Genomic DNA, 26,730 nt, shown 5'->3' with positions numbered 1-26,730 from the left:
GGTTAGATTGCCATCTCCATCAATCGTCAGTTTCGCGCTGGCGAAACTGCCGGTTCCGTCCACGGTTAGATTTTGGTCTACATTAATTGAGCCGGTTGTGGAAGCGTTGCCGAGAATGCCGAGGTCGCCGCCGATATAGTGGGAGCCGGTCGTGGTCGCGTTGAGAGCAATAATGAAGTCGTCATCTGTTTTGAGAATGTTGGCGGCCGAGCGGTAGAGATTGGTGTCTTGAATCGTGATTGCGCCTGTGCCTTGGTTAACAACAAAGTTGGTTCCGCCGACGGTTAAGTCGGCGGTCGTGACATCTAACCCGTTGGTCGCGTCAATGTTGCCGTTCAATGTAATTTGTCCCGCGCCTGTTTGGGTAATGGTTCCAGAGGTGGAGAAGAGAATGTTGCCCGCGCCCGCGACGGTTAAGTTGTTGTTGAAAGTGGAAGCGCCGTCAACCGAGAAAGTTCCCCCCGCGTGGATATTGGATTGGGTGAAGAGTCCCGCCGTCGTCGAGGCGTAGCCGGTGATGTTGAGGTTGCCTGTTTGGGTGATTGCTCCGTTGAAAGTGGAATCACCATCCACAGTTAAGTCCTTACTAATGTATTGACTCCCCGTCGTTGTTGCGTTTCCTTCCACATTGAGATAGCCGAGGACGGAGAGGTTGTCGGAGATGGTTGTCGTGCTGTTGTTTGCGGCGAGGTCTATGTTAAGGTCGCCGTTGCTGTCTATCGTGAACGAGGCATATTTGGAAGATTCCACATCGTAAGAAAGCCGCAATTGCTCGGTCGTTGAGGAAGCGTGAATTCTGCCAATAGTTGTTAGTTTGCTGTCGGGGGTGGTAGTGCCTATGCCAAGATTGCCCGTGTTGTTTTGGACATAAAGATGAGCTGCGCCATCTGCGTCTTGAACAGTAAAGTCACCAACAATGGTGGTCGTGGCAAAGCCAGCTGCTGCGCCCGATTGGTTAAAGGCGCCAACAACAGTCAGGTCGCCGCTGATATAATGAGCGCCAGTTGTAGTCGCGTTGCCAGAAATGATAGCATTTCCAGAAACCGTCAAATCGCTTATAGTCGTCGTCGCAGCGGTTAAGACACCTGCGATTGTCCCGTCGCCGCTAATGCTTAATGTCGCCGCACCCAAACTGGCGGCGCTGACGCTACTGTTAAACGAAGCCGATTCGCTGAATGTGGCGGTTGAATAAACATTAAATGTATCTGTGCTAATACTCGGGTCTCCAAAGCCCGTGTTGCCGCGAACCGACAACGAACCGCCGATTGAGCCAGAACCGCTCACATTGAGAGTTGTCAGCAAGGCATGACCGCTGACTTGAATACCAGAAGAAGGCACATAAATAGGAGTGTAAGAAGGAGTTGTGTAATCTATCCGAGAACTAATTTGACTCGCCAAATTAGTAATTCTCGTTGAAATAGCTTCCAATTCTTGATTAATTTCTACTAAATCAGCCGACTGGACCGTTTCCGTAATTTCTATGACTTTTTCTTTAGTCACTTCAGTAATGACCACTTTGGGAGTAATTTGCTGAACTTGTTTAACCACTTCCTGGATAATCGGCTCTTCTGTTTTTGTAATAACTGTTCTTTGCGGTAAAAGTTCCGCCGTTTCGTCAAATGAATATCCCGGAATTAAAAACTCGGCAACTTTAATATATGTCTCGCCAAGGATATCTTGAATTTTATCGGAAATTTGAACTGTTTTTTCGCCAAGCGCGATGATAGAGTCAAAAATGCTGGCTGTTGTTTGTTCTATCATTCCAAGACCGCTTTTTACCACCTTGGTCGGCCGCAAAATGGTGTTATTTTTGACTTCATTATAGAAGAGAGATGCGAAAATCCTCGTTTCGCCTATTTTTATAAATAGCGCGAATCGCCCTTTTTCTAATGATTTTTGAATGGGTAAAAAGGCGTTTTTTGTTTTATTTACAGCCCTTTGTGGTGTATCGGATAGCGTATCGGATAAATCCTGAACAATATTAATGGACGAGAGATAAGTGTTTGCTATTTTCTTTGATATATCGGATGGAACATCGGAAATATACAAGATGGCTATTTTTATTTCTTCAGAAACAGAAAATGATAAGTCCGCGCAAAATTCCTCTGCCCACGTTTTTTGCCCCCTCCCCCACTGGCTAATTTGCCGGGGGAGGACTTTTACTTGCTCTATTTTTTGATATAAATTTTGTCCTAATTCAGCAAATTGACTGGGTAAATTTTTTGCTTTTAATAAAGATTTTACCGTTTGGTCCGGTAAATTGCCAACTTTCGACCGAAATCCGATAAAACCATCTTTTAGGTTTGATTTCAGTGCGAATTTGATTTCCTCGTTTTTCCGGCTTGCGCGCGCAAATGCCTTTTTTGACTCGCGCGCGAAAGAAATAACTTTGCCGGGCGCCTCTTCAATGGCCACTAAAACGCTCTCTATTCCTTTCTGAAGACCCTTAACGCTTATTTCCGCCCCATCCTTAAGGGTAGGAACTGTCTTTTGAGCGGTTGAACTTATTAAAAAGGGTAATTCCTCAATATTTTGAGTTGTTTCTTCAATGAATTGAGGCGCTTGGCTGACGGCTTCAACCGTCGCGCTTCCCGCGTTTTTGATTGAACTTCCTATATTATCCACCGCGATAGAAATATTTTTGCCTTGGAGGTAAACAAAATTAGCGGCATCATTCGCCCAATTCGCCAGGTCGGCACGCGCCTTGCCATTAAGAAGTAAAAACGAACTCAAAAGAATTAAAATCGTCAAAATAGCGCTTAAGGCGAATTTTGGCTGGATAATTTTTTCCCGATAAGTTTTTAAACTTTCAGACAATTGAGCGGCGGCGGCGCCCAATTCTTCGCCCTTTTTTGTTAGAGTAGAAATAAAGGCGTCAAATAAGCCAATTAAACGACCGCATCGCGAATCAATTTCCTTACTCATCTGTCCCGCGCGAAAAATAAAGGCGTTAATCAATAACTGCGCCTTATTCACAAACCATCCAAATTCCCCAAAAAGTTTCTTAGGGGAAATTGTCAAATTCTCTAAATTTAATTCCGTTTGCTTGAGTTTAAGATATCCTAACCTAAATAAATTAGGGACAATTAAAAGATCATCTTTTAAGATTTCTTTAATTTCTTTTATATTCTCCTTAGTTGCTTCGCTTACTATCGGCTTTGACGCTTTAGCAACATACTCTTTAACCCACTCCTTGCGAGTGACCCAGTTGCGTCCCATTTTGGCCGCCTTTAATTTGCCTTGCCGCGCGCGCAAACTCAAATAGTCCTGCGAGTAAGAACACAGTTCAGACGCTTCTTTAAGCGAAATATATTTAACTGGATTTGTTTTGTCCTTAATTTCGTCCATAAATCGCAAGAACTAAAAATGGAGCAACCAAAAGCAATAACAACAGGGTTGATGTTATATCTTGATAGGCGCATTGAGCGAGTGAATAACAGTACATAAAATAGATAAAATAAAAAGCAGAAAACCAAAATGAATTCTTTATGAATATATCAAAAAGAATTCTGGTTTTCTGCAGAAAACTGAATTTAATTTTTCTAAGATCTCCTATGAAATTTTCCCGCCCGCAATGCATTGCAAACGGATTAAATGAGATCTTAGTAAGCGCTTATAACTATCTCTATTTTAATCCACCCACAAGCGCTGTCAAGCGCCCTATCCGATATTATCGGATAGGGTAAAATTTGTCGTTTTATTTTTTAATTGTTAAGGAATTTCTCGTTCATTTAAGCCAAAAATGACTATCGGTTATCGGATAACGAAATATTTACCAAACAGCATAAAAATTTGGTGGAATAAGTTATCCACACTTATGGGTTAAGATTTATAAATTATATTCTTCGGGGGCAGCCCCCTGATTAATTTAGGGATAATCCTTATTTTTCAAATTAAAAAACTGCTCACAATTTGCGAAACAGTTTTTCTTCGGGGACTGTCCCTCGCCGCGAGGGACAGTCCCCTGATTACAAATTATTTGTTAAAACAGATCCATCTTCCTTGGCGCTTGGCGCGCTTTACTTAGGTCTATCCGCCTTAAAAATTCTTCTATCTGCTCTATACGATAAACTCTGTAATTATTAACCGGATTGCGATATGGTTTCAAAATTCCTTTTTTATCCCAGTTTCTTAGAGTCAAGGGAGTGACATGAAGTAGTTTAGATGCTTGTTTGATAGTAAGGTATTTCATAGTTTTGTATGCTAATTTATTAATGTTTTATAATGTTTATGTATCTTTTATGTATCTATTTTAACTCCTTGCCTTGATGCTCTGCAAAATACCCATCCCTATAAAAATACTCCATAAACTACTCCCTCCATAACTAACCATAGGCAAAGTTAATCCTGTGATAGGAAGAATCGCAATATTCATTCCTATATTGATTGTCATTTGGGCGAAAATCATTATCACAAAACCCGTGGCAAAAAGCCGTGAAAAATTATTTGTAGCGTTCAGAGCAATTTTGATTATTCTCCAAAACAACAAAGCAAAAATAATTAACAAATAAAAAACTCCAACCAGTCCTCTCTGCTCGGCAAGTGTTGCGAAAATAAAATCATTGTGTTGTTCGGGTAGAAATTTGAGACCGGCTTGCGGACTAAAATCTAGCCCTCTGCCAAATAGTTCACCTGAACCAACGGCAATGAGCGACTGATTAATATGATACCCTCCCCCATATGGATCTTCTAATGGATTTAAAAAAGTGGCAATTCTCTGCTTTTGATAATCCTTTAAAACGCCAAACCAACCGCCGATAAAAAGTAAAATCATGATCAAAATAAGAGCAATGAAATGCCGAAGCTTAATGCCGCTAATTAAAATTATACCAAGCCAAACGGCGAACAGAACCAGGATTGAACCAAAATCCGGCTGAAGCAAAACAGCTATTACGGGCAATCCGATATACGCGCCTGAAACAATTAAATGACGCGTTTGATATACTTCAATATGCCTCAAGGAAAAATATTTTGCCAAAAATAAAATAATGATAATTTTAATAAATTCTATCGGCTCAAAACCCAAAGGACCTAACTGGAACCAACTGGAGGCGCCCTTTACCTCCCCCGCGAATAAAACCGCCGTTAAGAGAAACAATGATAATAAATAGAGAGCGAGTAAAACATAAGAATTCTTAAAAATTCTATAATCAAGAAAACTCAAACCAATCATCGCGAAGAAACCAAAAATAGCAAAAAGGAATTGTTTCTTAAAAAACATAAGTGACTCGGGCGAACCGATGCTATAAATAATTAAAAGCCCCGCTCCCAAGAGAAGCAGGACAGAAGAAAAAAGAACCCAGTCAAGTTTTTTTAAGTGGTTAAACACAACGCTTTAATTTTCAATTTTCAATTTAGTATTCCTGAAACTTCTCCGCTCCCCCGCCGACAGGAATATAATTGTCTGGATTAAAAAGATTGGTTTCTGCTTCTATCTCCATAAAGGCAGTTTTGCCTCCAATTTCGCTGAACCAAATCACGACGAATTCGCGCTCTTCTCCGGCTAATAAAGTTTTAATTTTAGTCGCTCCAACGCCTATCAATTGATATGATGAATCAAATAACAAAACATCAATATCTATTTCTTCAAAATCAAAATTTGTTTTATTGATTAAGACCCCTCTTGCTTGGCTAAATCCTGGTTCATTGTCTCCTAAAAGACGGTATTCTTTCTGTTGTATGACTAACTCTGGGGACTGATAATTAACCATTTTCTCCCACTCTATCTGACCAAAAGAAAGATTAGCAAAACTAATTGGCTCGCCGCTTTCTATTTTAACACGAACAAAATATTTGGTCTGGTTTGGTAAGATAAAAGTTGAACCAGAATCCTGGGCGACAATCTTGTTTTGAGAATCATAAAACGAAAGTTCATAAGGGACATTCCCACTGCCGTAGTTTTGATTTGGATTTTTGATTTGCGCGAAAAAATCATAAAAGACGCCTTGATTTGGAATAATTTTAGTTGAAATAACTTCTATCTCTTTAATGTAGACTAATTCGCAAGGCAAACAAGATCCGCCGCAATCAATTTCTGTTTCTTCTTGATTTCTAATTCCGTCAAAACAAGTTGGTTTCGGTTTTTTTGACTGGTAGATTAAAAAGCCAATGCCAAATAATATTAGCAGATAAATCAAAGCAATAATAATTTGTTTAACAACTCGTCTGTTCATATAAATAATTATAATGCTTTTATATAATATAGTAAAGAAAACAAAAACAGCCCCTATTAAAATAAGAACTGTTTTTTTTATTCCAAACCACTCAACTGGCGACAACCTACTTTCGCGGCAAAGCCACTATCATCGGCCCTGAACGGTTTAACTTCTCTGTTCGGAATGGGAAGAGGTGGAACCCGTTCGGCATTATCACCAGATGAGCGGTTTGGAATTTGTTTCTCTGTTTTTATAAATAACATCCAAAAAGTTAGAAGGATAAATAATATGATATATTAGTACTTCTCGGCTAAACGCGTTACCGCGCTTACACCTGAAGCCTATCAACGCGGTCGTCTCCCGCGTATCTATGATACCTAATCTTGGGAGGGGCTTCGCGCTTAGATGCTTTCAGCGCTTATCCCGTCCAAACTTAGCTACCCAGCAATGCCCCTGGCGGGACAACTGGTAGACCAGAGGTTTGTTCTTTCGGATCCTCTCGTACAATGAAAGACTTCCCTCAAGTATCAACGCCTACGGCAGATAGGGACCAACCTGGCTTACGCCGGTCTGAACCCAGCTCGCGTACCACTTTAATTGGCGAACAGCCAAACCCTTGGGAGCTTCTTCACCCCCAGGATGTGATGAGCCGACATCGAGGTGCCAAACAAAGCCGTCGATATGGACTCTTGGGCTTTATTAGCCTGTTATCCCTAGAGTAGTTTTTATCCGTTAATCTCCCGCGGTTCTACAACCCACGGTCAGTTCACTAAGTTCCGCTTTCGCGACTGCGCGGCATGCCCGCCTTGCAGTAAAGCCAGCTTGTGCCTTTGCGCGACGAACCCGATTTCCATCCGGGTCTAGCTGACCTTATAAACTCCTCCGTTACTTTTTAGGAGGATAGCGCCCCACTAAAACTGCCCAGCACCCACTGTCTCCGCCAAAAGGCGAATTAGAAGCATCATTTTAAAAGACGGGTATTTCACTGGCGGCTCCATCCAGCCCGAAAGCCGGACTTCAAAGCCTCCCCGCTATACTACGCATTCAAAACAATACCTCAATGAGAACTTACAGTAAAACTTCTAGGGTCTTTCCGTCTTGCCGCAGGTAAGGGGCATCTTCACCCCTACTGCATTTTCACCGAGCTTCTCGTGGAGACAGTTTCCCAGTCGTGACGCCATTCGTGCGGGACTGAAATTACCAGTCAAGGAATTTCGCTACCTTAGAACAATTCATATATTTATTAATTCTCAATTTGTTGAGAAACTTTACATCGCTGTAAAGATTGGACTATATCATCCGCGTTCTTCACGAAAAGCGCGCGGTTTGGCGTATAGTCTCTGAGGATTCTCTTGTTTGTATTCTTCCCAATCTTGAATACTATATTTTCTCTTTCTGCCTTTCCCTTTATTTAATTCTTCACGGAGTTCAATTATTTTATCTAATCCCTCTCTATTAAGATGCTCTTTTCTGTAAACCAATTCCGCGATTTGAGAAAAGATAGAAAAATTCTTTTTTTTAGTGACTGATCGAAACCGATATTTTCTAAAAAAAGGAATAATCCGATTCATAATAGCCAAAGGATTAGCGCAAACATAATAATTAATTCCGTCTTTTCTGTGTTGCAATCTTCCACAAGTCAAATGTTTTTTCAGTTGGGATAAAATATATAATTCCTTCTGAGATACATTAAATGTTAGGACTACTTGCCACCCCATTGTATGATCTTCTTTTCTTCTTAAAGATACATTGAAGCTTCCTTCTCCATCTACAAATCCTGCCAAATAATGCCCCCAATCCGGAGGTATGTTTTTTAACCACTTGTTTTCCATAAGAGTCTTTCCTGCTGATTGTCCGGCCGCGATAATATTTCGCGACGACCAATGATTTTCACTGCTATTATTAATAGCGAGTACATTGATATTCTCCGGAGTTTCCAGCATATGGCCAAATTTTATAACTACAATTGTTCAATCTTATAGTTATTGCTGACATTCACCAGGGCTTCGGGCCTTCGCCTTACTCCGAAGAGCAAGACGTCAACCGTTAACCTTCTGGCATTGGTCAGGCGTCACCCCCTATACATCCTCTTGCGAGTTAGCAGGGAGCTGTGTTTTTGATAAACAGTCGCCAGGAATCTTTAACTGCGCCCCACATTTCTGTGGGGAGGGTTTATTCCGAAGTTACACCCGTTGTTTTGCCGAGTTCCTTCACGAGAAATCACTCGTTCGCCTTGGGCTACTCGCCCTGCTCACCTGTGTCGGTTTGGGGTACGGATTCAATATTCTTATTTCTTAGGAACTTTTCTTGGAGGTCTGCTCACCTGAATTGGTTATCCCGAAAGAAAACCTTTTCTCAACTCTTGGACTATTGTCTGCCGGATTTACCTAACAGACATCCTCAAGCAAAGAACGGCAATCCAATAAGCCGCTCAGACTACTAAACCTCGTCCTTCCATCGAAAAAATATTGAAGGGACGGAATATTAACCGTCTGTCCATCGTAGCTACCCCGCTATAACGCAGGGCTCAACTTAGGACCGCCTAACCCTTGGCTGATATTCATTGCCAAGGAAACCTTGAGCTTTCGGCGTCCCGATATCTCATCGGGATTGTGGTTACTGATGCCAACATTCTCGCTTCTATGATCTCCATCAAACCTTCCGATTTGACTTCAACGCTCATAGAACGCTTCCCTACCGCGTCCCGCAATAAAGCGGAACGCCTGTATCTTCGGTACCAAACTTAGCCCCGTTAAATTATCGGCGCAAAATCTCTGAACTAGTGGGCTGTTACGCACTCTTTAAAGGATGGCTGCTTCTAAGCCAACCTTCTAGCTGTCAGAGAAATTTCACTTCCTTTTCCACTTAGTTTGGTTTAGGGACCTTAGATGACAATCTGGGCTGTTTCCCTTTTGAGCGCGGAGCTTAGCCCCCGCGTTCTGACTCCCTTGTTTAATCCTTAGTATTCGGAGTTTGATTGAGGCAAGTACGATAAATCGCCTTGCTTCATCCAGTGCTCTACCCCTAAAGACCTTTGGATATAAATATCCAATTACAAGAGGCTAGCCCTAAAACTATTTCGGGAAGAACCAGCTATTACCAGGCTCGATTAGCATTTCACCTCTAACCACAGCTCATCCCCTGATGTTGCACGATCAGTGGGTGCGGACCTCCTTTCCGACTTCTCGGAAATTCATCCTGGCCATGGTTAGCTCGCACTGGCTTCGGGTCTTTAGCTTTTTCTCTTGTTATAAATAACAAACGCGCTATTAACACTCGGTTTCCCTATGCCTTCGCCCTGACGGGCTTAAACAAAGAAAAAACTAAAACTCGTTGGCTCGTTCTGCAAAAAGCACGCCGTCACCCCGCAGAACTGCGGGGCTCCGACTCTTTGTAGGCTTATGATTTCAGGTTCTATTTCACCGCCCTCATCGGGCTACTTTTCACCTTTCCCTCACGGTACTAGTTCACTATCGATCATAAAGAGTATTTAGTCTTGGCAGTGTAGGACTGCCGGTTTCCCACGGGATAGTCTGGTCCCGAGGTACTCAAGAATAACAGTTAGGAGCACAAAAGTATTTTCACCTACGGGACTATTACCCTCTTTGGTTCTGCTTTCCAGCAAGATTTGATTAACACTTTCATATTTCTAAACTCCTTCCTTCTTGGAACACTGCTACCTTACAACACCCATTTTTGTAAACAAAAATAGGTTTAGACTCCTCCCCTTTCGCTCGCCGCTACTTAGGGAATATCCCTTCGCTAAAAGCGAAGGCTTGTTTTCTTTTCCTCTGGGTACTAAGATGTTTCACTTCCCCAGGTGCCCTCCCCGCAATAAAGCGAGGTAACATTGGTTTACAATGTTGGGTTGCCCCATTCGGAAATCTCCGGATCAAAGGCTGCTAAACGCCTCCCCGAAGCTTATCGCAGTCACGCCACGTCCTTCATCGGCTCTTTATGTCAAGGCATCCTTCATAAGCCCTTAACTTAATTTATCCTTCCAACTTTTTGAATATTAGAACCACTATCTAACATTCTAAGTTGATCTATTCTAACTAACATAAACAGAAAAACCACTTCAATTGTTAAGGTTCTTTCTCTTATCGCCTAAAACCAAATAAAAAGACCGCTGGAAAAGCGGTCTCGTTCATCAAAAAATAAACGCCTTTTATCCGCTTTTCTTTGTTGTTGGTCTTTTTATTTTTATCATATCAAAACTATGTATAAGATGATATATCCATCCTGTATCCTTGTCAAGTATCGCTTACTCTCCTAAAACATCTCTCTTCAACTTGCTTAGAATTTGCATCGCCATATCCTTTCCTCCTAACCCGAAAGATAAGCCAATGCTAATAACTAAAGCCGCTATTATTCCCGTAAAAAGTGTTTGAATCAAAGCGGGAACAATGCCGAGTTGCAATAACGCGGCCAATCCAGCAAAAACCAAAATAGCCCATTTAGTCATCGCCGCTAAAAAGTGAGATGATCCTAACCCAGCCGCCTCTACGCTCGCCTTAACCAATTTTTGCATAAAATTGGAAATCAAAACCGCGGCTAAAATAATTAGAACCGCGACAATCAATTGAGGAATGTAAAGGAGAACTTGTGTCAGAAAATCAGTAACTTGAGAAAGTCCTAAGATGTCCGTAGCCGCCATTAAGAAAACGACTATAAAAAACCATCTGACTAACTCGCCAATAAATTTGCCTGAATCAAGTTTCAGATTCGCCCTTTCCAAACCTTTTTTAAGATTCATTCTGGATAAAATCTGATCAATTCTTAAGGTCTGAATAATTTGAGTAGCGAGCCGCCCTAAAAGCGACGCAATAATCCAACCGATAAAAAAAACAACAATCGCGCCTAAAAGATTTGGCAAAAATTCTACAAAACCCGTCCAAAGTGTCTGCAAAGAAGCAGTCACAACTTCCGCCCATGTGCGAATAAACATTTGTTTCACCCCCTTTCGCTTATAGTTCTTGTTTCCTCTATTCTAACAAAAAAATCGCCAAACCGCTTGTGGATAACATTATAATGTGGGCGCGCCTGGATTCGGACCAGGGACCTCGTCTTTATCAGAGACGCGCTCTAACCAGGCTGAGCTACGCGCCCATATACCGTCATAATAGCAAAAACTAAACACAAGGTCAATAAAAATAATCTACGAGGGGGCTGCCCCCGCAACGGGGGCAGCCCCCATATTAAAACTAAAAAGCCCCATCTGTATCAGACAAGGCTCTTTAATTTTATTGTAATCTTATACAGTTGTCCCAGTGGCCGATATTTTGGGCTGTTCGGCCAACACCCTAAGATTGAAAATAGAATTCTAATTTTCAATCTCAATCGACACCCCAATTTTTCCTAAAAAAAATTAGAAAGGAGGTGATCCATCGACAGCTTCCGCTACCGATGCCTTGTTACGACTTAACCCTGGTCACCGATCTCGCCTTAGGCCCTCTCGAAAGAGAGACTTTGGGCGCTACCGACTTCCCTGGTTTGACGGGCAGTGAGTACAAGACTTGGGAACGTATTCACCGCAACATAGCTGATTTGCGATTACTAGCGATTCCGGCTTCATGGGGGCGAATTGCAGCCCCCAATCCGAACTGGGACCGAGTTTGATGGGATTAGCTCCACCTTGCGGTTTGGCAACCCATTGTCTCGGCCATTGTATCATGTGTGTAGCCCAGGATATCAAAGGGACACGCTGATTTGACGTCATCCTCGCCTTCCTCCTCCTATACGGAGGCAGTCCCCTGTGACACTTGTAACACAGGATGAGGGTTGCGTCCGTTAACCTAATTAAAGGAACGCTTCACAGTACGAACTGACGACAACCGTGCACCACCTGACTCTGATGTCTTATTAAGAGGCCCCAACTTTCGAAGGGATTTCATCAGAATTTCAAACCCTGGTAAGGTTCCTCGTGTATTATCGAATTAAACCACATGATCCACCGCTTGTGCAAGTCCCCGTCTATTCCTTTGAGTTTTAGCCTTGCGGCCGTACTTCCCAGGCGGCCAACTTAACGCGTTAGCTTCGCCACTCGAAGGGTCGATACTTCGAACGGCTAGTTGGCATCGTTTACAGCGTGGAATACGAGGGTATCTAATCCTCTTCTCTCCCCACGCTTTCGTGATTCAGCGTCAGACAAGCGCCAGATGATTGCCTTCGCCTTTGGCGTTCCCTACCATATCAACGGATTTCACCCCTACTTGGTAAGTTCCATCATCCTCTCGCTTGCTCTAGTTCCAACGTTTGGCTGGCAGTTCTGGAGTTAAGCACCAGAATTTGACCAGCCACTATTAAAACCGCCTACTCACGCTTTACGCCCAATAATTCCGGATAACGCTCGGGGCCTTCGTATTACCGAGGCTTCTGGCACGAAGTTAGCCACCCCTTATTCAGCAGGTACGCTCAATCCGATAAATCGGATTTGTTCCCTGTTAAAAGAGTTTTACACCCCGAAGGGCTTCTTCACTCACGCGACGTCGCTCCATCAGGCTTTCGCCCATTGTGGAAGATTCTCGACTGCAGCCACCCGTAGGTGTATGGACCGTATCTCAGTTCCATTGTTGGGGGTCAGGCTCTCACCTCCCCTACCCGTCATCGCCTTGGTGAGCCATTACCTCACCAACAAGCTGATAGGACGCAGGCTTCTCCTAAAGCGAAATCATCCGAAGATGACACTTTACTCTTACGAGACCATCCAGTATTAGCTCGGATTTCTCCGAGTTATTCCGGTCTTTAGGGTGAATTCCTACGTGTTACTAACCCGTTCGCCACTACCCTAATAAATTAGGGTCGTTTGACTTGCATGCCTTATCCACGTCGCCAGCGTTCATCCTGAGCCAGGATCAAACTCTCACAAAAAAATTAAATCCAAAAGATTTAATTATAGACTCAAGCTTGTCTAAAATTTAGACAAGCAATCTTGATCGATTACAATCAAGATGGGACAACTGTACAAAATTACAATATTCTTTTTTTAAAGAACGCTACTGTCCTATCCTATATTATCCCCACTTAACTGTCAACCCTCTAAAGTGTTCAACGTTCAGGGTTGAACACTTTGTCATAAATCTATCTGCTTCTCCACTCCTCTATTTTTTTATGGTCGCCTGATAAAAGGACTTTTGGAACTTTTCTTTTTTTTCCATTAATAATAATTTCTTCTGGACGGGTGTAATGCGGATGCTCAATATATTTTTCTTTAAAAAAACTTTCTCTTTTTAGAGAATCTTCAGTAATAACTCCTGGGATAAGTCGGACGACCGCGTCAACAACAATCATCGCTGGAAGTTCTCCTCCCGTTAAAACATAATCGCCAATAGAAATTTCTTCGTCGGCGATATATTTCGCGACCCTTTCGTCAACTCCTTCGTAACGGCCCGAAATTAAAATAAGATTGTCTAATTTTGAAAATTTCTTCGCCATTTTTTGATCAAATTTTTTCCCTTTCGCGGAAAGCAAAACAATTTTTGTTTTTAATTTTTTGCCGCTAAATTTTTTCTTTAACGCCGCGACTGCTTTCAAAATCGGCGCGACCATAAAAACCATACCAGCGCCTCCGCCATAAGGTCGGTCGTCAACTGTTCTGTGTCTATCGTTCGTATAGTTCCGCAAATTATAAATCTTAATTTGAACCAATTTCTTCGCCCGCGCGCGCTTAATAATACTTTCGTTAAAGTATGGTTCAAAAACATCCGGAAAAATTGTAATAATATTAAATTTCATAATAAACAAAAACCGCGTCTCTCTATTGAAACGCGGTTTTCTATATTTGTCAAAGACAAATTACAAACTTAATTCATCAACGACTTCGTCAACATTTTTCTTAGGAGCTTCTTCAACGGGAGCTATGGTCGGAGTGTCTTCAGTCCGATCCATTCTTCCACCTTCGGGCTCTTCAATCTTAAGATTGATTCGCGCGTTGTTTTTAAGACCGATTACTCTAAGAATGCTTCTGATCGCCTTAGCGGTCGCTCCTTGCCTTCCGATGACCTGACCCATATCCTCTCGATGAACTCTAAGGTTCAAGAGAACCCCCATTTCATCAACAGTTCGAGTCACGCTCACATCTTCTGGGTGACTAACAATTGATTTAATAACAAACTCCAAAAAATCTTTATCAGCTGGTGTAGTAGCCATATTTTTTCTTTTCTAAATTAGTTCTAACTATATCGCAGTAGCCCGACCTTTCTTTCCGCTACTTTATCTCGTATTTTACTCCACTTTTATATTTTGTCAATATTTTCTTCTTCACTCGCTTCTTCTTTCTTCTCTTCTTTCTTCTCTTCTGCTGGTTGTTCGACTGGTCGTTCTCCTTCTGGCGCGATCGCGCCTTTCTTTAATTTAATTTTTCTCGCAATTTTAGGTCCTTTAATAACGCCTTGGCTGACCAATAAATTATGAACCGTGTCGGATGTTTGAGCGCCTTGAGAAATCCAATATTCTATTCTCTCTTTTTTTAGAGTAATTTTCTTTTCGCGCAAGCGCGGATTATAACTTCCGAGAACCTCTAAAAATCTGCCGCTTTTCGCCGCATTTTTTTTCTCCGTTAAAACAACCCGAAAACTGGAAGCATTCTTTTTTCCTGTCCTAATTAAACGAATAATAAGCATAATAATAAATAATTTTTATTTCCACCCTTTCTTCTCTAACCCCGCTTCGGCCGCTTTTTCTTGCGCTTCTTGTTTTGAAACGCCCTCGCCTTCGGCCACTAATTCTTTACCTAAATAAACACCGATGATAAAACTCTTAGCATGGTCTGGGCCCCACTCTCTAATTACTTCATAGTTTGGGGTAATGCCGGCAATGTCTTGCGCTTTTTCTTGAAAACGGCTTTTGGGATCGCGATAAAGTTTTTGCTTAATAATATGAGGCAACTCTCCTAAGATTTCTCTTTGGATAACCTCCGCCGCCTTTTGATAACCCCTATCTAAAAAAATAGCTCCAATCAACGCTTCCATCGCGTTCGCAAGAATACATTGGCGCGCTCTGCCCGTGTCCTTCTCTTCGCCTCGGCTTAAAAGCAAATGATTGTTAATCCCAAGTTTGCTGGCAATTTTAGAAAGCATTTTGGTGTTGACCAAAGCCGAACGCCAGTTTGTCAGGTCTCCTTCTGGATTGGGATAGTTGGAATAAAGATACTCTGTCACGGCCATCTCTAAAACCGCGTCCCCTAAAAATTCAAGCCGTTCATTGTCTTTCAAGTGAAATTCTGGATTTTCGTTTAAATAAGAGCGGTGAACTAAAGCATGCCGCAATAAATCCTTATTGTCAAATTCAACTCCGATTTTTTTTTCAAGTTTTAAAATACTGTCCACTGGTTTTTGAGCCATAATTCATTTTTTACTCGTTTTTCCCCGGCTCGCCGATTTCGCGGTAAACCGTTCCTAAAACCCCGTTGATAAATTTGCCCGATGACTCGCCGCCGAAACTTTTAGCCAATTCAATCGCTTCGTTAATGGCCACCTTTGGCGGAACCTCTTCACGATTACCGAAAAGAAGTTCGTAAAGCCCAATTCTTAAAACATTTCGGTCAACAATGGTAATTTGGTCAATCGGCCATTCGGGAGCTGATTTTTCAATAATCTTATCAAGTTTCTCTATGTTTTTAACGACCCCGTTAATGATTTGCCAAACAAAATCATAATCTTCCAATCCTGGACCAAATTCTTCAATGTTTCGCTCAACAAATTCTTTTAATTTACTGTCGTTCTTACCTTTAAAATCCCATTCGTAAAGAGATTGCATCGCGATACTTCTTGATAAATGCCTATTCGCCATAAATTAGAATTATGAATAATTATTCTACTTCTTGGAGAGATCCCCCATGCTTAATTCTTTTTCTTCGGTTTGTCCTTTCTCTTGTTCGGATAATTCCTTTTCTTTTGTCTTTTTTTCTTTTTTAGTGAGCTTGCTTAAAACATCAATCACTTCCCTGTTCGCGTAAGTTCCGCAATTTTGACAAACATGATGAGACATAACAGCAAAACCGCATTTCGCGCAGGTGGGAAAACTCCGCTCTTTTAAGGCGTGATGCGAACGCCGCCTATTCCTTCTTGATTTTGTATGCCTTTGTTTTGGAACACCCATAGTATTAAATTATAAATTACTTTTTTTATACTTCTTAATCGCTTTTTGTAATGTCTTGACGGCTAAGTCGGCGCAATGCATTTTTACTTGTGGCAATTGACCTAGTTCTTTAGCCACATCATTATATGAAATTTTTTCAGCTTGAGCAAGTGTTTTTCCTTTTGCCATCTCTGTCAACATCGAAGAAGTAGCAATCGCCGCCACGCAACCCATCGTTTCAAAAGAAATATCTTTAATCTTGCTATCTTTAATTTTTAAATAAATTTTCATAATGTCGCCGCAAACAACATTACCCTCTTCCGCCTGAACATCGGGATTTTTCATCGCTCCCATATTTTTGGGATGCTGAAAATGTTTAATAACTGTTTTGGAATACATGGGAATAATTTTCAATTCTCAATTTTCAATTCTCAAACAATTTCTTAATTTTCAATTTTCAAAACTCTCAAATTTTTCTTAATCTTATTCTTGTTTTTCTTATTTGAAAATTTAATCATTGAGAATTGTTTGGAAATTGATAATTGGAAATTGAAAATTCTATTTATCTTCCCGAAATTTTTCTCAACCTCTCTATGATCCCAGGCAAAATTTCTAAAACATAATCTATGTCTGACGGCTTTGTCTGTTTGCCTAATGTAAGTCGGACACTGCAATGCGCTTCTTCGTGAGATAAACCAAGCGCCAACAAAATATCTGATGGTTTTAAAGAATGGCTAGCGCAAGCGGAACCAGTTGAGGCGCAAATTCCTCGCTGAGATAATTCCATAATAATGCTTTCCCCTTCCGCGCCCTTAAAACTAAAATGAGCGTTATTGGGTAAGCGTTCTTTCAAAGAACCATTGAACCGCGCGTTAGGAATATCTCTTAAAATACCTGTGATAAGTTTGTCTCTTAATTTTTTAATTTGCGCGCCGTCTCCGCCCGACTTTCTTATTCTCTCAACCGCCGCTCCCAATCCGACAATGCCCGGAACGTTTTCTGTTCCCGACCTTAACCCTTTCTCATGTCCTCCGCCAATAATCATGGGTGTAATCGGCGTTCCTTTTCTTAAATAAAAAGCGCTAATTCCTTTTGGCCCGTAAATTTTGTGTCCCGAGAAAGATAACCCATCAACCCCAAGGTTGTCAACCCGACAATCAAGATAGTTCGCCGCTTGAACCGCGTCAGTGTAAAAATAAATTGGCTCTTTTCTTTTTTTGTTAATGTTTTGAATCAATCGCCCAATTCGCGCGATCGGCTGAACTGTCCCTATTTCGCTATTAGCATACATGACCGCGACCAACCGCGTATTTTTTTTAATCGCCTTTTCTAAACTCGTTAATTCAACTAATCCCTCTTCGTTAATCGGCAAGACAGTCAATTCGGCCATTTTCCTTTCAACAAGTTTATGACATATTTCAAGAACCGCTTTATGCTCAATCGCAGAAATAATAAGATGCGGTTTTGCCGAACCCAAGGAAATAATCTTTTCAATTATCCCCCAAATCGCCAAATTGTCGCTTTCCGTCGCCGAGCCGGTAAAATATATTTCTTCTGGAGAACAATTCAAAAAATCGGCGACCTGTCGGCGCGACTCTTCTATCGCTTGAAATGTTTCCTGCCCGAGGCGATGAATGCTGGAAGGATTGCCATACTTCTCGGAAAAATACGGCAACATCTTTTTAAGAACAACCGCATCAACCGGCGTCGTCGCCGCATTATCAAGATAAATTATTTTTTTCATCTTACTAAGACCATACCAAACCCCCGCCCATTTGTCAAAAATTCTACTCAATCCCCAACAACTCCACCTCAAAAACCAAATTGGCGTTGGCGGGAATTAAACCGTTGCCCGCGCCAGCTTCCCCGTAACCGTATGCTGAAGGAATATAGAGCCGCCTGATTTCTCCGACTTTCATCCCAACCACGCCCAAATCCCATCCGCTAATGACCTGCCCCGCGCCCAATGAAAAAACAAAGGGCTGGCCTCTATCCAAACTTGAATCAAATTTAGTCCCGTCTTCCAAAACGCCAACATAATGAACGGAAACTTTATCGCCATTCTTCGCCTCCGCGCCCGTCCCTTCCCGCGCTATTTCCGCCCGCAATTCATCGCCAAATTCAACTCCCTTCACCGCCTCATCACTGGGAATTTTCGAAAGAAGATAAAACCCCCCAACCACAACAACCAAAACCACAACCGACAAAATAATATTTTTCATAATTGTTTAATTAATTTATTTTAATCTTACCATAACCTGCCTCAATGGGGACTGTCCCCTCTTGGGGACAGTCCCCAGATTAAAAGTCGGGCTGACCGTATGGGACGAAATTGGAACCCTTTTACATAACTGTCAACAAGAATAAAACACTTCTGACCTGATTTTATTCTTTGGTGGCAAATTCCTTTATTTTATCCTTTTTGAAAATATAAATCGCAAAAATTACTATCTGCACCAAAAATGCGTAAAGCGATATTAGTAAATTTAGAATAATAAGACCAATAATTACATCAATGATTATTATAATCATTGATGTATACAGATAAATAGATCCGTCAATTAATTTTCTGAACCATTTTTTTGCATCATTACTTTTATCGCCCAAAGTTTTGGCATATGCGTTGAGTCCGTTGTTTAATTTTAATAAATAATCAATTAACATTAACGTAGTTAGAAAAAGCAAGATAGCAATTAAAATTTTTATAGGAATAATATTTGATATTATTTTATCGCTAAAACTTGCTATTACCAACAAAGCAATAATTAACTGAATCAAAAAAATTATTGCTTTATCTCTTTCAAGAATTAGCTGGAAATACTTATCAAGAAGAAAAAAATTGTTTTTTTCTATTTCGTCATTTTCCATATTTTTATAGACTAAGCGGAAAACATCCTACCATTTCATCAAATTATTTTGCAAACAATCTGAACATCCAGCCAAAAAGGCTAAATCCTTTTTGAGTTTCGTTTAATAAGGTTTCAGTTTCTTCATTTACCCTCTCAAGAGCTTGGATTTGTTCTATAATTTGTAATTGTTCTCCTTGATCAATTATTTGAGTTCTAATTTCGTTTAACTTTTGAATTTGTTCTTTATTTTGTTCTAATATTCTTTCCGATTTTTTTATTTCACTATAATTAGGTCCGATAAAGAATCTTGTAACGCCACCTCTACTTTTAATCTTTTGTATACTAGTTTCTATTTTTTCTTGGTTTTGAGTTTGTGATTGGATGGTTGTTTTCATTTCTTCTCCAATCTCATTATGATGTTCAGCAATTTTGGTTATCTCTTGAACGGCGTTAGCAACTATACTTTTTCTTTGCTCCAAAATTTCAACATCGGAATCATCTTTTTTATTTTCTTCATTTTGTTTTGAATCTGTTTCTTCATCTAAATCATCAGACTCAATAATAGTTAATTCTTTTTGAGTTTGGTTTGTTTGCGGTTGTTCTTCAGTATTTTGCAAACTTTTATTTTTTTCAGAAGTAGAAAGATTACCTTTATCGTCAACATCAGGAATAAATAATTCAAGAGAACCAAGTTTATTTAAATCCATATCTTCTAAAACCGAAACGCGAGAATAATTATTATTGTTTGTATTTCCAGAAGCAACAGTTGAATCGTTGAGCCATGCTTTAATTACATCTATAGATAACAAATATCCCATCGCATTAAGTTGTCCCTTAACTACGGCGGATGGTATACCTATAAATGTTCCGTTTTTTAAATAAGCGCCGCCGCCAGAATTGCCATATTCAAGTATGGCAGTTGTTTTTAGGTAGCTTCCTTCTGTCCCACTGAAATCACCGCTTGTATATGTAATTTTTGTACCAAATTTTGCTGGATAGCCATAGGTTGTAATTTTTGTGCCTAGCGTGAAATTGACACTACCTTTTGTTGTATCAACATATGACAATCTCATGTTTTTTGGATTTCGCATTTTTAAAATAGCAACATCTTGAGTTGATGAAATTTTAATAATATCGGCTATATGCTTATCACCAAAATATGGTTCATCGTTAAAATCATCTATAAACCCCACAAAACACCCTAATGTTCCAGCGATAACATGTTTATTAGTTAGAATAGTCCCCGTTGAATCAATAACAGTACCAGATCCTTGACTGGCTCTATAATTATCTACCGGGCATAAGAGTTTTACGGTTGATTTTATAATCGTATCTTGATTTAAGATTTCATCAGTGCCACTTGGCGGTGTTTGCGACATTGGTCTGCTTGGAGGTTCGCAATACTGGGCAGTGATTGGTGATGCTGTTTGTACATTAAGACAATCAAAAGTTTTAGTACAATCACGGCTTTGTATCCCGGAAAGCGAACATTCACCCCATGAACCACAAATCCATGTATCAGCATTACATGGCGGAGTGCATGACTGTGTAGTCTGCGACGAAACGCCACCTTCGCAATTAGACGGATATCTTGATGTTATACTTCTCGTTTGTTTGCCGTCTTGCGAGCATTCGGACCAACTGGAATAGCGAAATAAAATACAATCTGGAGCATAAGTGCATGATTGATTTGTAGTAATAGAAACTGCGCCATCTTGGCAATTCTTAATTTTATCACACGCCCTTGTTTGGTTGCCACCTTGCGAACAAGCCGACCAATCCCCACAAGAATAATCATCAATGGTGCAAAAAGGTATATAGTTGCAATTTTGAGTTAAAACGGGGTTACCACCGACACAATTATCGGGCGAAGAATTTGTAATAGTTCTTGTTTGAGTGCCATCGGTTTGACAATCAGACCAAACAGAATAAGTCCAAGAATTACAGATTGGTGGCACATATGTACAACTTTGTAAAGTTTCCGGCATTTGTACTCCCCCATCACAATTAGAAATTTTATTACAAGTTCTGGTTTGGTCGCCACTAACCGAGCAACTACTCCAATCGTTGCAAGAATAGTCATTAGCAGTACAAGCGGGAGTGCATGATTGAGTTAATACAGGATTTCCGCTGGAACAGCCAGACGGATAAGAATTTAAAACTGTTCTTGTTTGCGTACTATCAGATTGACAAGTACCCCAATCAGAATATGTAAAAGAAGTACAAATAAGACCAGCTGTTAATGTACCCTGAACACAACTACCTTGACTATCGTTTATATCGCTGTATGTTCTCAAGATTATATAAGATCCGAGAGAACTTCCTAACCCTTGCTTTACTTCTAGTCCAATCTCGCTGTCATTCCACGACATAAGACCAAAATACACAATTTGACCACCTTCATCTCGTTGACCTCTATATACATTATAAACTCCACCTGTTGTCGGATTTGGAATATAAACACTTTCATTTACGCTATCAGTAATATTTCTATCGCCAAATCCTGTTCCCGCTATCGTAACATTATCGCCCGGTGAGGTTAGACTCATCGCGGTAACTTCCGATCCATAGGGACACGAAACTGACTGAAAATTTGTTGCTGTGTAAATTTCCGCTTTCGCGTTTTGAGCAAAGAATAAAAGGCAAAATAAAAGTGGAAGTAACGCAATGAAAATTTTTTTAGTATTAAACATATTTTTATTTATTTTAATTCTTCTTAACCAACTATACTTGAAATATACAACATTTTACTGATATAATCAACCTATGAGTAAAACAAACCACAATATAACAGATTCAAAATCTTTCGGTAAAAAATCGCTCCGGATCATCTTTTCCGTTCTTGAAGACATTAAAGCCAAAATGGAAATTACCCAAACAAATGTTTTGGGAAATTAAAACTAAAAAATCAACTTCCGAAGAAATTGATATCAAAAGTTATGATAGATATATCCTATTAAAAGGAAATATTCTTGAAAAAAGAGAATTATTGACCTGTGTTAAAAGCCAACTTGTTCTGGCTAATAAGAAAGTGGTTTTGGGGAAGTAAAAAATAATATTCGTCACTTAAGAATATAAATGAATTATTTATTAACTTTTTTAAACAATCCAACATACATTTTCCCTTTCCAGCCATGGGGTTTGTTATATATAATTTTTCTAATTAATTCAAAATCTTGAGTTATTTTTTTTATCATACTTTGTGTTATTTTATGAGGCTCAGCAATCGTTGAGGGATGGTTAATATCAACATTTAAAACAAAATAACCATTGGTTCTTAAAATTCTATAAATTTCTTTTACTACTTTAATAGGATCAGAAACATGATCTAAGCTATTACGAGATATCACCACATCAGCATATCCATCTAATAGAGGAATCTTCTCGGCGGGTAAGTTTATATACACGACATCAGAATCTTTCAACAAGAGATTATGTTTTTGATATTCTTGAGCTATAGGATCTATTGCAATTTTAATCTTAGCATTACTGGCTTCTAATAGTCCCATGGGACCCGGCCCGATATCAACTACAATCTTGTTTTTTAAAAATGATTTATCGCTTATTTCGGTTTCTTTTAAAAATCTTAAAAATAAAGCCTTTGCTTCCTGCTTTTTACGTTGCTGGTAAGAATAAATATTTGGATTATTATTTATTCTTAACAATGTTGGCACATCGTCACTCCACCAATCCTTCTGCATTTTTTCCTCCCATTTATTGATCCAGAAATTCAACTCTCTTTTGTATTTATCGTTTATTTTTTTCATTAATTTTTTTTAAATAATTTAAAAATATTTCTTCATAATTATTAACCATAATATCAGAAACAAACTTATTTTCAACATGCTTTCTGCAGTCTACGCGATTTATTCTATCTAATTCTTTAAATCGATTACAAATATCATTGATTGAATTTGCTATTATCCCTGTTTTTTTATCGATAATAATTTCTTTTACTGAGCCACGATTAAATGACACCACAGGTGTTCCGCAAGCCATTGATTCTATAAATGTCAAACCAAATGGTTCATCCCATTGTACTGGAGCAAGTAATGCTTTCGCTCTACCTAACAATTTATTTTTCTCTTTATCATTAATCTCACCTACAAACACAATACTTTCATTATCTATATGTTGTTTAATTTTTGATTCAAAATATACTCTGTCCCAATTATGAATCGCTCCCGCGATAACCAATTTCATATTCATCTTTTTAGCAATTTGGATAGCCTCTAACACCCCCTTTTCAGGCGACATTCTGCCTAAAAACATTAAATAATCATCATGGATATCTGAAAAATCATACAAAAAGATATTTATTCCATTATAAACATTTCCTAAGTATTTAAGTTTTGGCAATGGCTTTCTTTGGTTTTTACTAATGCTTATTACGGGATGATTTGGATAATTTGAAAATAAAATCTGTTTGTTCTCTTGGTCAAGCGGCGTATGCAATGTTGTAACGATTGGATCAGATATTAAATTTTCAAAAGGGATCAAACGCCAACCCAAATGATTACTGATTATATCAAACTTATTTTTTAATAGAATATTAATAATATTTGCTATCGCCATTTGAAAAAAAACTTCACGCTTTTTAGGGCTGTTATTAATACCGCTAACGCCTAAGGATTTGTTTATCACGGGAATTATCCTATCCGAGACATTGGAATCTCCAGAAGCTAAAAGAGTTACATCATGTCCTTTCTTTACCAGTCCATCTGTCAAATTATATACCACACGCCCGATGCCGCCATACAATATAGGCGGAATTCTTTCGTCAATTGGCGAGATTAAACAAATTTTCATAATTTTAATAACAAATCCAATTTAAATGTAACAAGTCTCAGCATAATACAAAATGCTTGAAAAAATTTAGCATGTCTTAACAATTTTAACAAATCTTTAATAACTACTTTTGATATAGTTAACTCCGACTTATCATATAATTCAGAAATACTATGCTTGTTAACAATTCTTGCTTCGGAAATTGCCTGCCAGAATATTCTCTTCATAAAAAAATAACGCGAGATTCTATTTGGCTTGATTTGTGTAAAAACCAAAGCATTTGATTCAAAAAAAACATTATCTTGTTTAATCCTTATGATGAATTCTATATCTTCCCCAGAAAGCAAACAGAAACCTTTGCGTCCAAGAGATTCGTCGAATAAACCATATTGCTTGAAAGCTTCTCTTTTAAATGACATGTTAGCGCCAATCAAATAAAACGGTTTATTTATTTTACACGAATATTTTGGAAACTTTGGTGGTAATAAAAATCTTAAATAATAATCTGTAAGCCATCCCGGCAACACTAAGTTTTTTTCTTTAAGGACTACAGGCCCTCCGATACATAGAGCATTGTGTTTTTTGTGCGCGCTTATTAATGAATTCAACCAACCATTTGAAGGGACTATATCATCATCAAGGAATGCCACGATTTTGCCTCTTGCGCTTGATACGCCGCTATTTCTTGCATGACTCAAACCGACGATTGGATCTTCAATAATTTTTAGTTCTTTAATATATCTTTTAAATTTATTTATCGTCTCCTCGCCTATTGAAGAATTATAATTATTAACAATAATAATTTCAAAATTGCCATTCGCTTGCCTTTGTTTATTTAAAGCAATTAACAAGTTATAAAGATTTTGATTGCGATCTTTATAATTATAGGTTGGAATTATAATTGAAATATCTATTTCATCCTTCATTTTTGTCTTTTTTAAGCACATATAATTCTAATTACTCTTTTTATTAAATCCGTTTCATTTAACCTTGATGCATTGATAAATATTATTTTAGGTATTTTAAACTTAGCAAGGTTTTTTTTACTATAAAATTTTGAAAAAAAATCTAAAAACTTAAAATTAAACCAATAATGGTATTCATTTATTTTAGAAAACATTGATCTTCTTGATATACTTTCCTTTATAGGCAGTGAAAAACAGATGACATGTGTCGGTTCTATGAAAAAATCTTTTTCATCAAGTTGCCTAAAATAATCTAACAACATTGAGTATTGCTTTTTGTCGTTTTTTATTTTTGCTCTAGCATAGCAATACGCCAATGTGGTTAAAAAGGTTCTATCTAACAAAATATAGTCGTATTTCCTTAGGAGGTTAGTGATTTTATTAAATTTCTGTCCTTCAGCGTCTAAATAAAGCATAGACACTTCTAAATCATTCTTTAAGTCACATAATTGTTGAGAAATCTCTAATTGAGGAATGTTAATACATTTTTTTAATAGATTTTTCTCAATAATTTTTCTTATTAAAGTTGTTTTCCCTGCTCCTGGCACACCCTCAAAAGCAATAATTTTTGTCATAAAATTATTTTATAATACGAAATTTATTGTTTTGTATGATAGCATATTGAAACCGCTCTTTCATTTTATTGCGCTCTGTGAATCTTTTTTTCTTTTTTGCCTCCTCAAGCCATACCGGCTCCTTGTTTTTAAGTTTTGGAATATTTCCTATCAATGAGCTTTTGTTCTTTAACGGTAACTGTAATATTTTTTGATAAATCAATTTAGTTCTTTCTGCGATATTTTTCCATTTAAAATCTTTACACATCATTGCCCTGCTTATTCGTGATAACATTATGGATCTGTCTTTGTTATTTATTAAATCAATGATAATTTGAGGATATTTTTTAAAATCATCTTCTATGATAATATTTTTTTTATTGGTTAGACCAGAAACAGCTACATTTGTAGCGATAACAGGTATACCTGCGGCTAAATAATTTAAAATTTTAATTCGCAATCCCGTTCCACTTAGAATCGGAGCCAACCCGAATGTAGACTTTCTAAATATTTGATTTAAATTTTTAACCGTACCCGTAAATTTGAAATTAGCGCTTTGATATCTGGCTTTAACCTTTTTTGGGCAATCACCGACAATTAAAAAACGAAAATTGTATTTTTTTAATTTAGGGTAAATATATTTATAAATTATTTTAACCGCTTCTAAATTTGGTTCAAAAAAAAGATTTCCTAAAAAAATAATTGTTTTCTCTTTAAAGTTTGGACCCCAATATTTAATATCCTCTGTATCAACCCCGCTCGGCATGACCGATATTCTGCTTTTAGATAGATTCATGTTTTTTATAAGAAATTGTTTGTCGTCTTTACTGAGACATATTAAATGGTCTATCGATTCGCCAACAGTCTCTTCTATTTTCTTTATTGTTTTAATCCTCGTCGCAGAAGCCCCAAGGTCTCTTGCTAAAGATCTGACCACATAATGCATTTCACTTACAAGATAAGTTTTGGTTAAATGCGATAGATTTATCCCCTGTAATATAATGGGTTCTAAATTATCAAATTGGATAATATCTATTTTTTCTTTTTTAATAATAGACGCAATTAGATCTAAATTATTGTAATAACATTCAATTGGAAAAATATATGTTTTAAATTTCTCTTTTTTGATTAACTTTAGATCAGACCAACCGCGATAACCGTGAAAAATTACCACCTCGACACCTGCCCATAGAAGAGATCTAGATAAATAATGAAATCTATTGGCGGCTCCATCAAAAGAAGGGATAAAATCACCATCTACAAAAACACCTAATCTTATTTTTTTATCATTATTTTTTCTCACAATAGCCCTTTTAATTAATAATTAAGGGGCTATTAAATT

21 protein-coding genes, 1 tRNA gene, 3 rRNA genes and 1 pseudogene are annotated in these 26,730 nt (G+C 38.6%); 1 reads left to right on the top strand and 25 read right to left on the bottom strand.

The features are described 5' to 3' along the window. The 20 genes and pseudogenes from KKF19_02620 to KKF19_02525 form a co-directional block, all read right to left on the bottom strand. On the bottom strand, window positions 1-3,348 hold a 3,348-nt coding region (locus tag KKF19_02620), incomplete at its 3' end, for a hypothetical protein (protein MBU2579822.1). 751 nt (window positions 3,349-4,099) lie between these two features. After that, window positions 4,100-4,192, bottom strand: a pseudogene (locus KKF19_02615) (MerR family DNA-binding transcriptional regulator). Window positions 4,193-4,252: 60 nt separating this feature from the next. Continuing rightward, window positions 4,253-5,329 (bottom strand): rod shape-determining protein RodA, encoded by a 1,077-nt coding sequence (gene rodA / locus KKF19_02610; protein ID MBU2579821.1) that lies wholly within the window; start codon window positions 5,327-5,329, stop codon window positions 4,253-4,255. A 25-nt stretch (window positions 5,330-5,354) separates the two neighbouring features. Then, entirely contained in the window at window positions 5,355-6,173 is an 819-nt protein-coding gene (locus tag KKF19_02605) for a hypothetical protein (protein MBU2579820.1), read from the bottom strand. A gap of 93 nt (window positions 6,174-6,266) precedes the next feature. Next, a 5S ribosomal RNA gene (gene rrf / locus KKF19_02600) occupies window positions 6,267-6,376 on the bottom strand. A 54-nt stretch (window positions 6,377-6,430) separates the two neighbouring features. Then, window positions 6,431-10,153: ribosomal RNA gene (locus tag KKF19_02595) — 23S ribosomal RNA — on the bottom strand. A 266-nt stretch (window positions 10,154-10,419) separates the two neighbouring features. Continuing rightward, window positions 10,420-11,103: a hypothetical protein gene (locus KKF19_02590; protein ID MBU2579819.1), complete on the bottom strand. Its 684-nt coding sequence runs from the start codon at window positions 11,101-11,103 to the stop codon at window positions 10,420-10,422. Window positions 11,104-11,189: 86 nt separating this feature from the next. Then, window positions 11,190-11,264: transfer RNA gene (locus tag KKF19_02585), tRNA-Ile, on the bottom strand. Between the two features lie 263 nt (window positions 11,265-11,527). Further along, window positions 11,528-13,025, bottom strand: a 16S ribosomal RNA gene (locus tag KKF19_02580). Together the 16S, 23S and 5S rRNA genes with 1 tRNA gene alongside form the textbook arrangement of a ribosomal RNA operon. Before the next feature lie 210 nt (window positions 13,026-13,235). Beyond that, entirely contained in the window at window positions 13,236-13,892 is a 657-nt protein-coding gene (trmD, locus tag KKF19_02575) for a tRNA (guanosine(37)-N1)-methyltransferase TrmD (protein MBU2579818.1), read from the bottom strand. Window positions 13,893-13,949: 57 nt separating this feature from the next. After that, complete coding sequence (locus tag KKF19_02570; protein ID MBU2579817.1) at window positions 13,950-14,303, bottom strand: KH domain-containing protein; 354 nt, start codon at window positions 14,301-14,303, stop codon at window positions 13,950-13,952. 86 nt (window positions 14,304-14,389) lie between these two features. Next, window positions 14,390-14,776, bottom strand: a complete 387-nt coding sequence (gene rpsP, locus KKF19_02565; protein ID MBU2579816.1) for a 30S ribosomal protein S16 — start codon at window positions 14,774-14,776, stop codon at window positions 14,390-14,392. Between the two features lie 15 nt (window positions 14,777-14,791). After that, on the bottom strand, window positions 14,792-15,496 hold the full coding sequence (gene rnc / locus KKF19_02560) for a ribonuclease III (GenBank protein MBU2579815.1): 705 nt from the start codon (window positions 15,494-15,496) through the stop codon (window positions 14,792-14,794). Window positions 15,497-15,506: 10 nt separating this feature from the next. Continuing rightward, window positions 15,507-15,944 carry a transcription antitermination factor NusB gene (nusB, locus tag KKF19_02555; GenBank protein MBU2579814.1) on the bottom strand — a complete coding sequence of 146 codons (438 nt, stop codon included), beginning with the start codon at window positions 15,942-15,944 and terminating at the stop codon, window positions 15,507-15,509. A gap of 24 nt (window positions 15,945-15,968) precedes the next feature. Beyond that, on the bottom strand, window positions 15,969-16,253 hold the full coding sequence (gene rpmF, locus KKF19_02550; GenBank protein ID MBU2579813.1) for a 50S ribosomal protein L32: 285 nt from the start codon (window positions 16,251-16,253) through the stop codon (window positions 15,969-15,971). A gap of 9 nt (window positions 16,254-16,262) precedes the next feature. After that, a complete protein-coding gene (locus tag KKF19_02545) occupies window positions 16,263-16,631 on the bottom strand; it encodes an iron-sulfur cluster assembly scaffold protein (protein ID MBU2579812.1) in 369 nt (122 codons plus the stop codon). Window positions 16,632-16,794: 163 nt separating this feature from the next. Further along, on the bottom strand, window positions 16,795-17,976 hold the full coding sequence (locus KKF19_02540; protein ID MBU2579811.1) for an aminotransferase class V-fold PLP-dependent enzyme: 1,182 nt from the start codon (window positions 17,974-17,976) through the stop codon (window positions 16,795-16,797). Between the two features lie 43 nt (window positions 17,977-18,019). After that, a complete protein-coding gene (locus KKF19_02535) occupies window positions 18,020-18,454 on the bottom strand; it encodes an FKBP-type peptidyl-prolyl cis-trans isomerase (protein ID MBU2579810.1) in 435 nt (144 codons plus the stop codon). A 163-nt stretch (window positions 18,455-18,617) separates the two neighbouring features. Further along, window positions 18,618-19,100 (bottom strand): hypothetical protein, encoded by a 483-nt coding sequence (locus KKF19_02530; GenBank protein MBU2579809.1) that lies wholly within the window; start codon window positions 19,098-19,100, stop codon window positions 18,618-18,620. A 43-nt stretch (window positions 19,101-19,143) separates the two neighbouring features. Then, window positions 19,144-21,774, bottom strand: a complete 2,631-nt coding sequence (locus KKF19_02525) for a trypsin-like peptidase domain-containing protein (GenBank protein ID MBU2579808.1) — start codon at window positions 21,772-21,774, stop codon at window positions 19,144-19,146. Window positions 21,775-21,962: 188 nt separating this feature from the next. Between KKF19_02525 and KKF19_02520 the strand changes: the two genes are divergently transcribed. Next, complete coding sequence (locus KKF19_02520; GenBank protein MBU2579807.1) at window positions 21,963-22,130, top strand: hypothetical protein; 168 nt, start codon at window positions 21,963-21,965, stop codon at window positions 22,128-22,130. Between the two features lie 34 nt (window positions 22,131-22,164). Here the strand turns inward: KKF19_02520 and KKF19_02515 are convergent, their stop codons facing one another. The 5 genes from KKF19_02515 to KKF19_02495 are packed head-to-tail and all read right to left on the bottom strand — an operon-like array spanning window position 22,165 to window position 26,691. After that, entirely contained in the window at window positions 22,165-22,848 is a 684-nt protein-coding gene (locus KKF19_02515; protein MBU2579806.1) for a class I SAM-dependent methyltransferase, read from the bottom strand. Next, entirely contained in the window at window positions 22,829-23,890 is a 1,062-nt protein-coding gene (locus tag KKF19_02510; GenBank protein MBU2579805.1) for a glycosyltransferase family 4 protein, read from the bottom strand. The genes KKF19_02515 and KKF19_02510 overlap by 20 nt, the downstream gene beginning before the upstream one ends. Beyond that, window positions 23,887-24,795: a glycosyltransferase gene (locus KKF19_02505; GenBank protein ID MBU2579804.1), complete on the bottom strand. Its 909-nt coding sequence runs from the start codon at window positions 24,793-24,795 to the stop codon at window positions 23,887-23,889. The genes KKF19_02510 and KKF19_02505 overlap by 4 nt, the downstream gene beginning before the upstream one ends. 11 nt (window positions 24,796-24,806) lie before the next feature. Next, window positions 24,807-25,409 (bottom strand): hypothetical protein, encoded by a 603-nt coding sequence (locus KKF19_02500; protein ID MBU2579803.1) that lies wholly within the window; start codon window positions 25,407-25,409, stop codon window positions 24,807-24,809. 4 nt (window positions 25,410-25,413) lie between these two features. Next, the gene (locus KKF19_02495; protein MBU2579802.1) at window positions 25,414-26,691 is read right to left on the bottom strand and encodes a glycosyltransferase family 4 protein; all 1,278 of its coding nucleotides are present in this window, start codon (window positions 26,689-26,691) and stop codon (window positions 25,414-25,416) included. Window positions 26,692-26,730: the final 39 nt, after the last annotated feature.

Source organism: Patescibacteria group bacterium, from assembly GCA_018830295.1.
Lineage (GTDB): Bacteria > Patescibacteriota > Minisyncoccia > Portnoybacterales > UBA2143 > JAHJSM01.
This window is presented reverse-complemented; position numbering and strand designations above follow the sequence as displayed.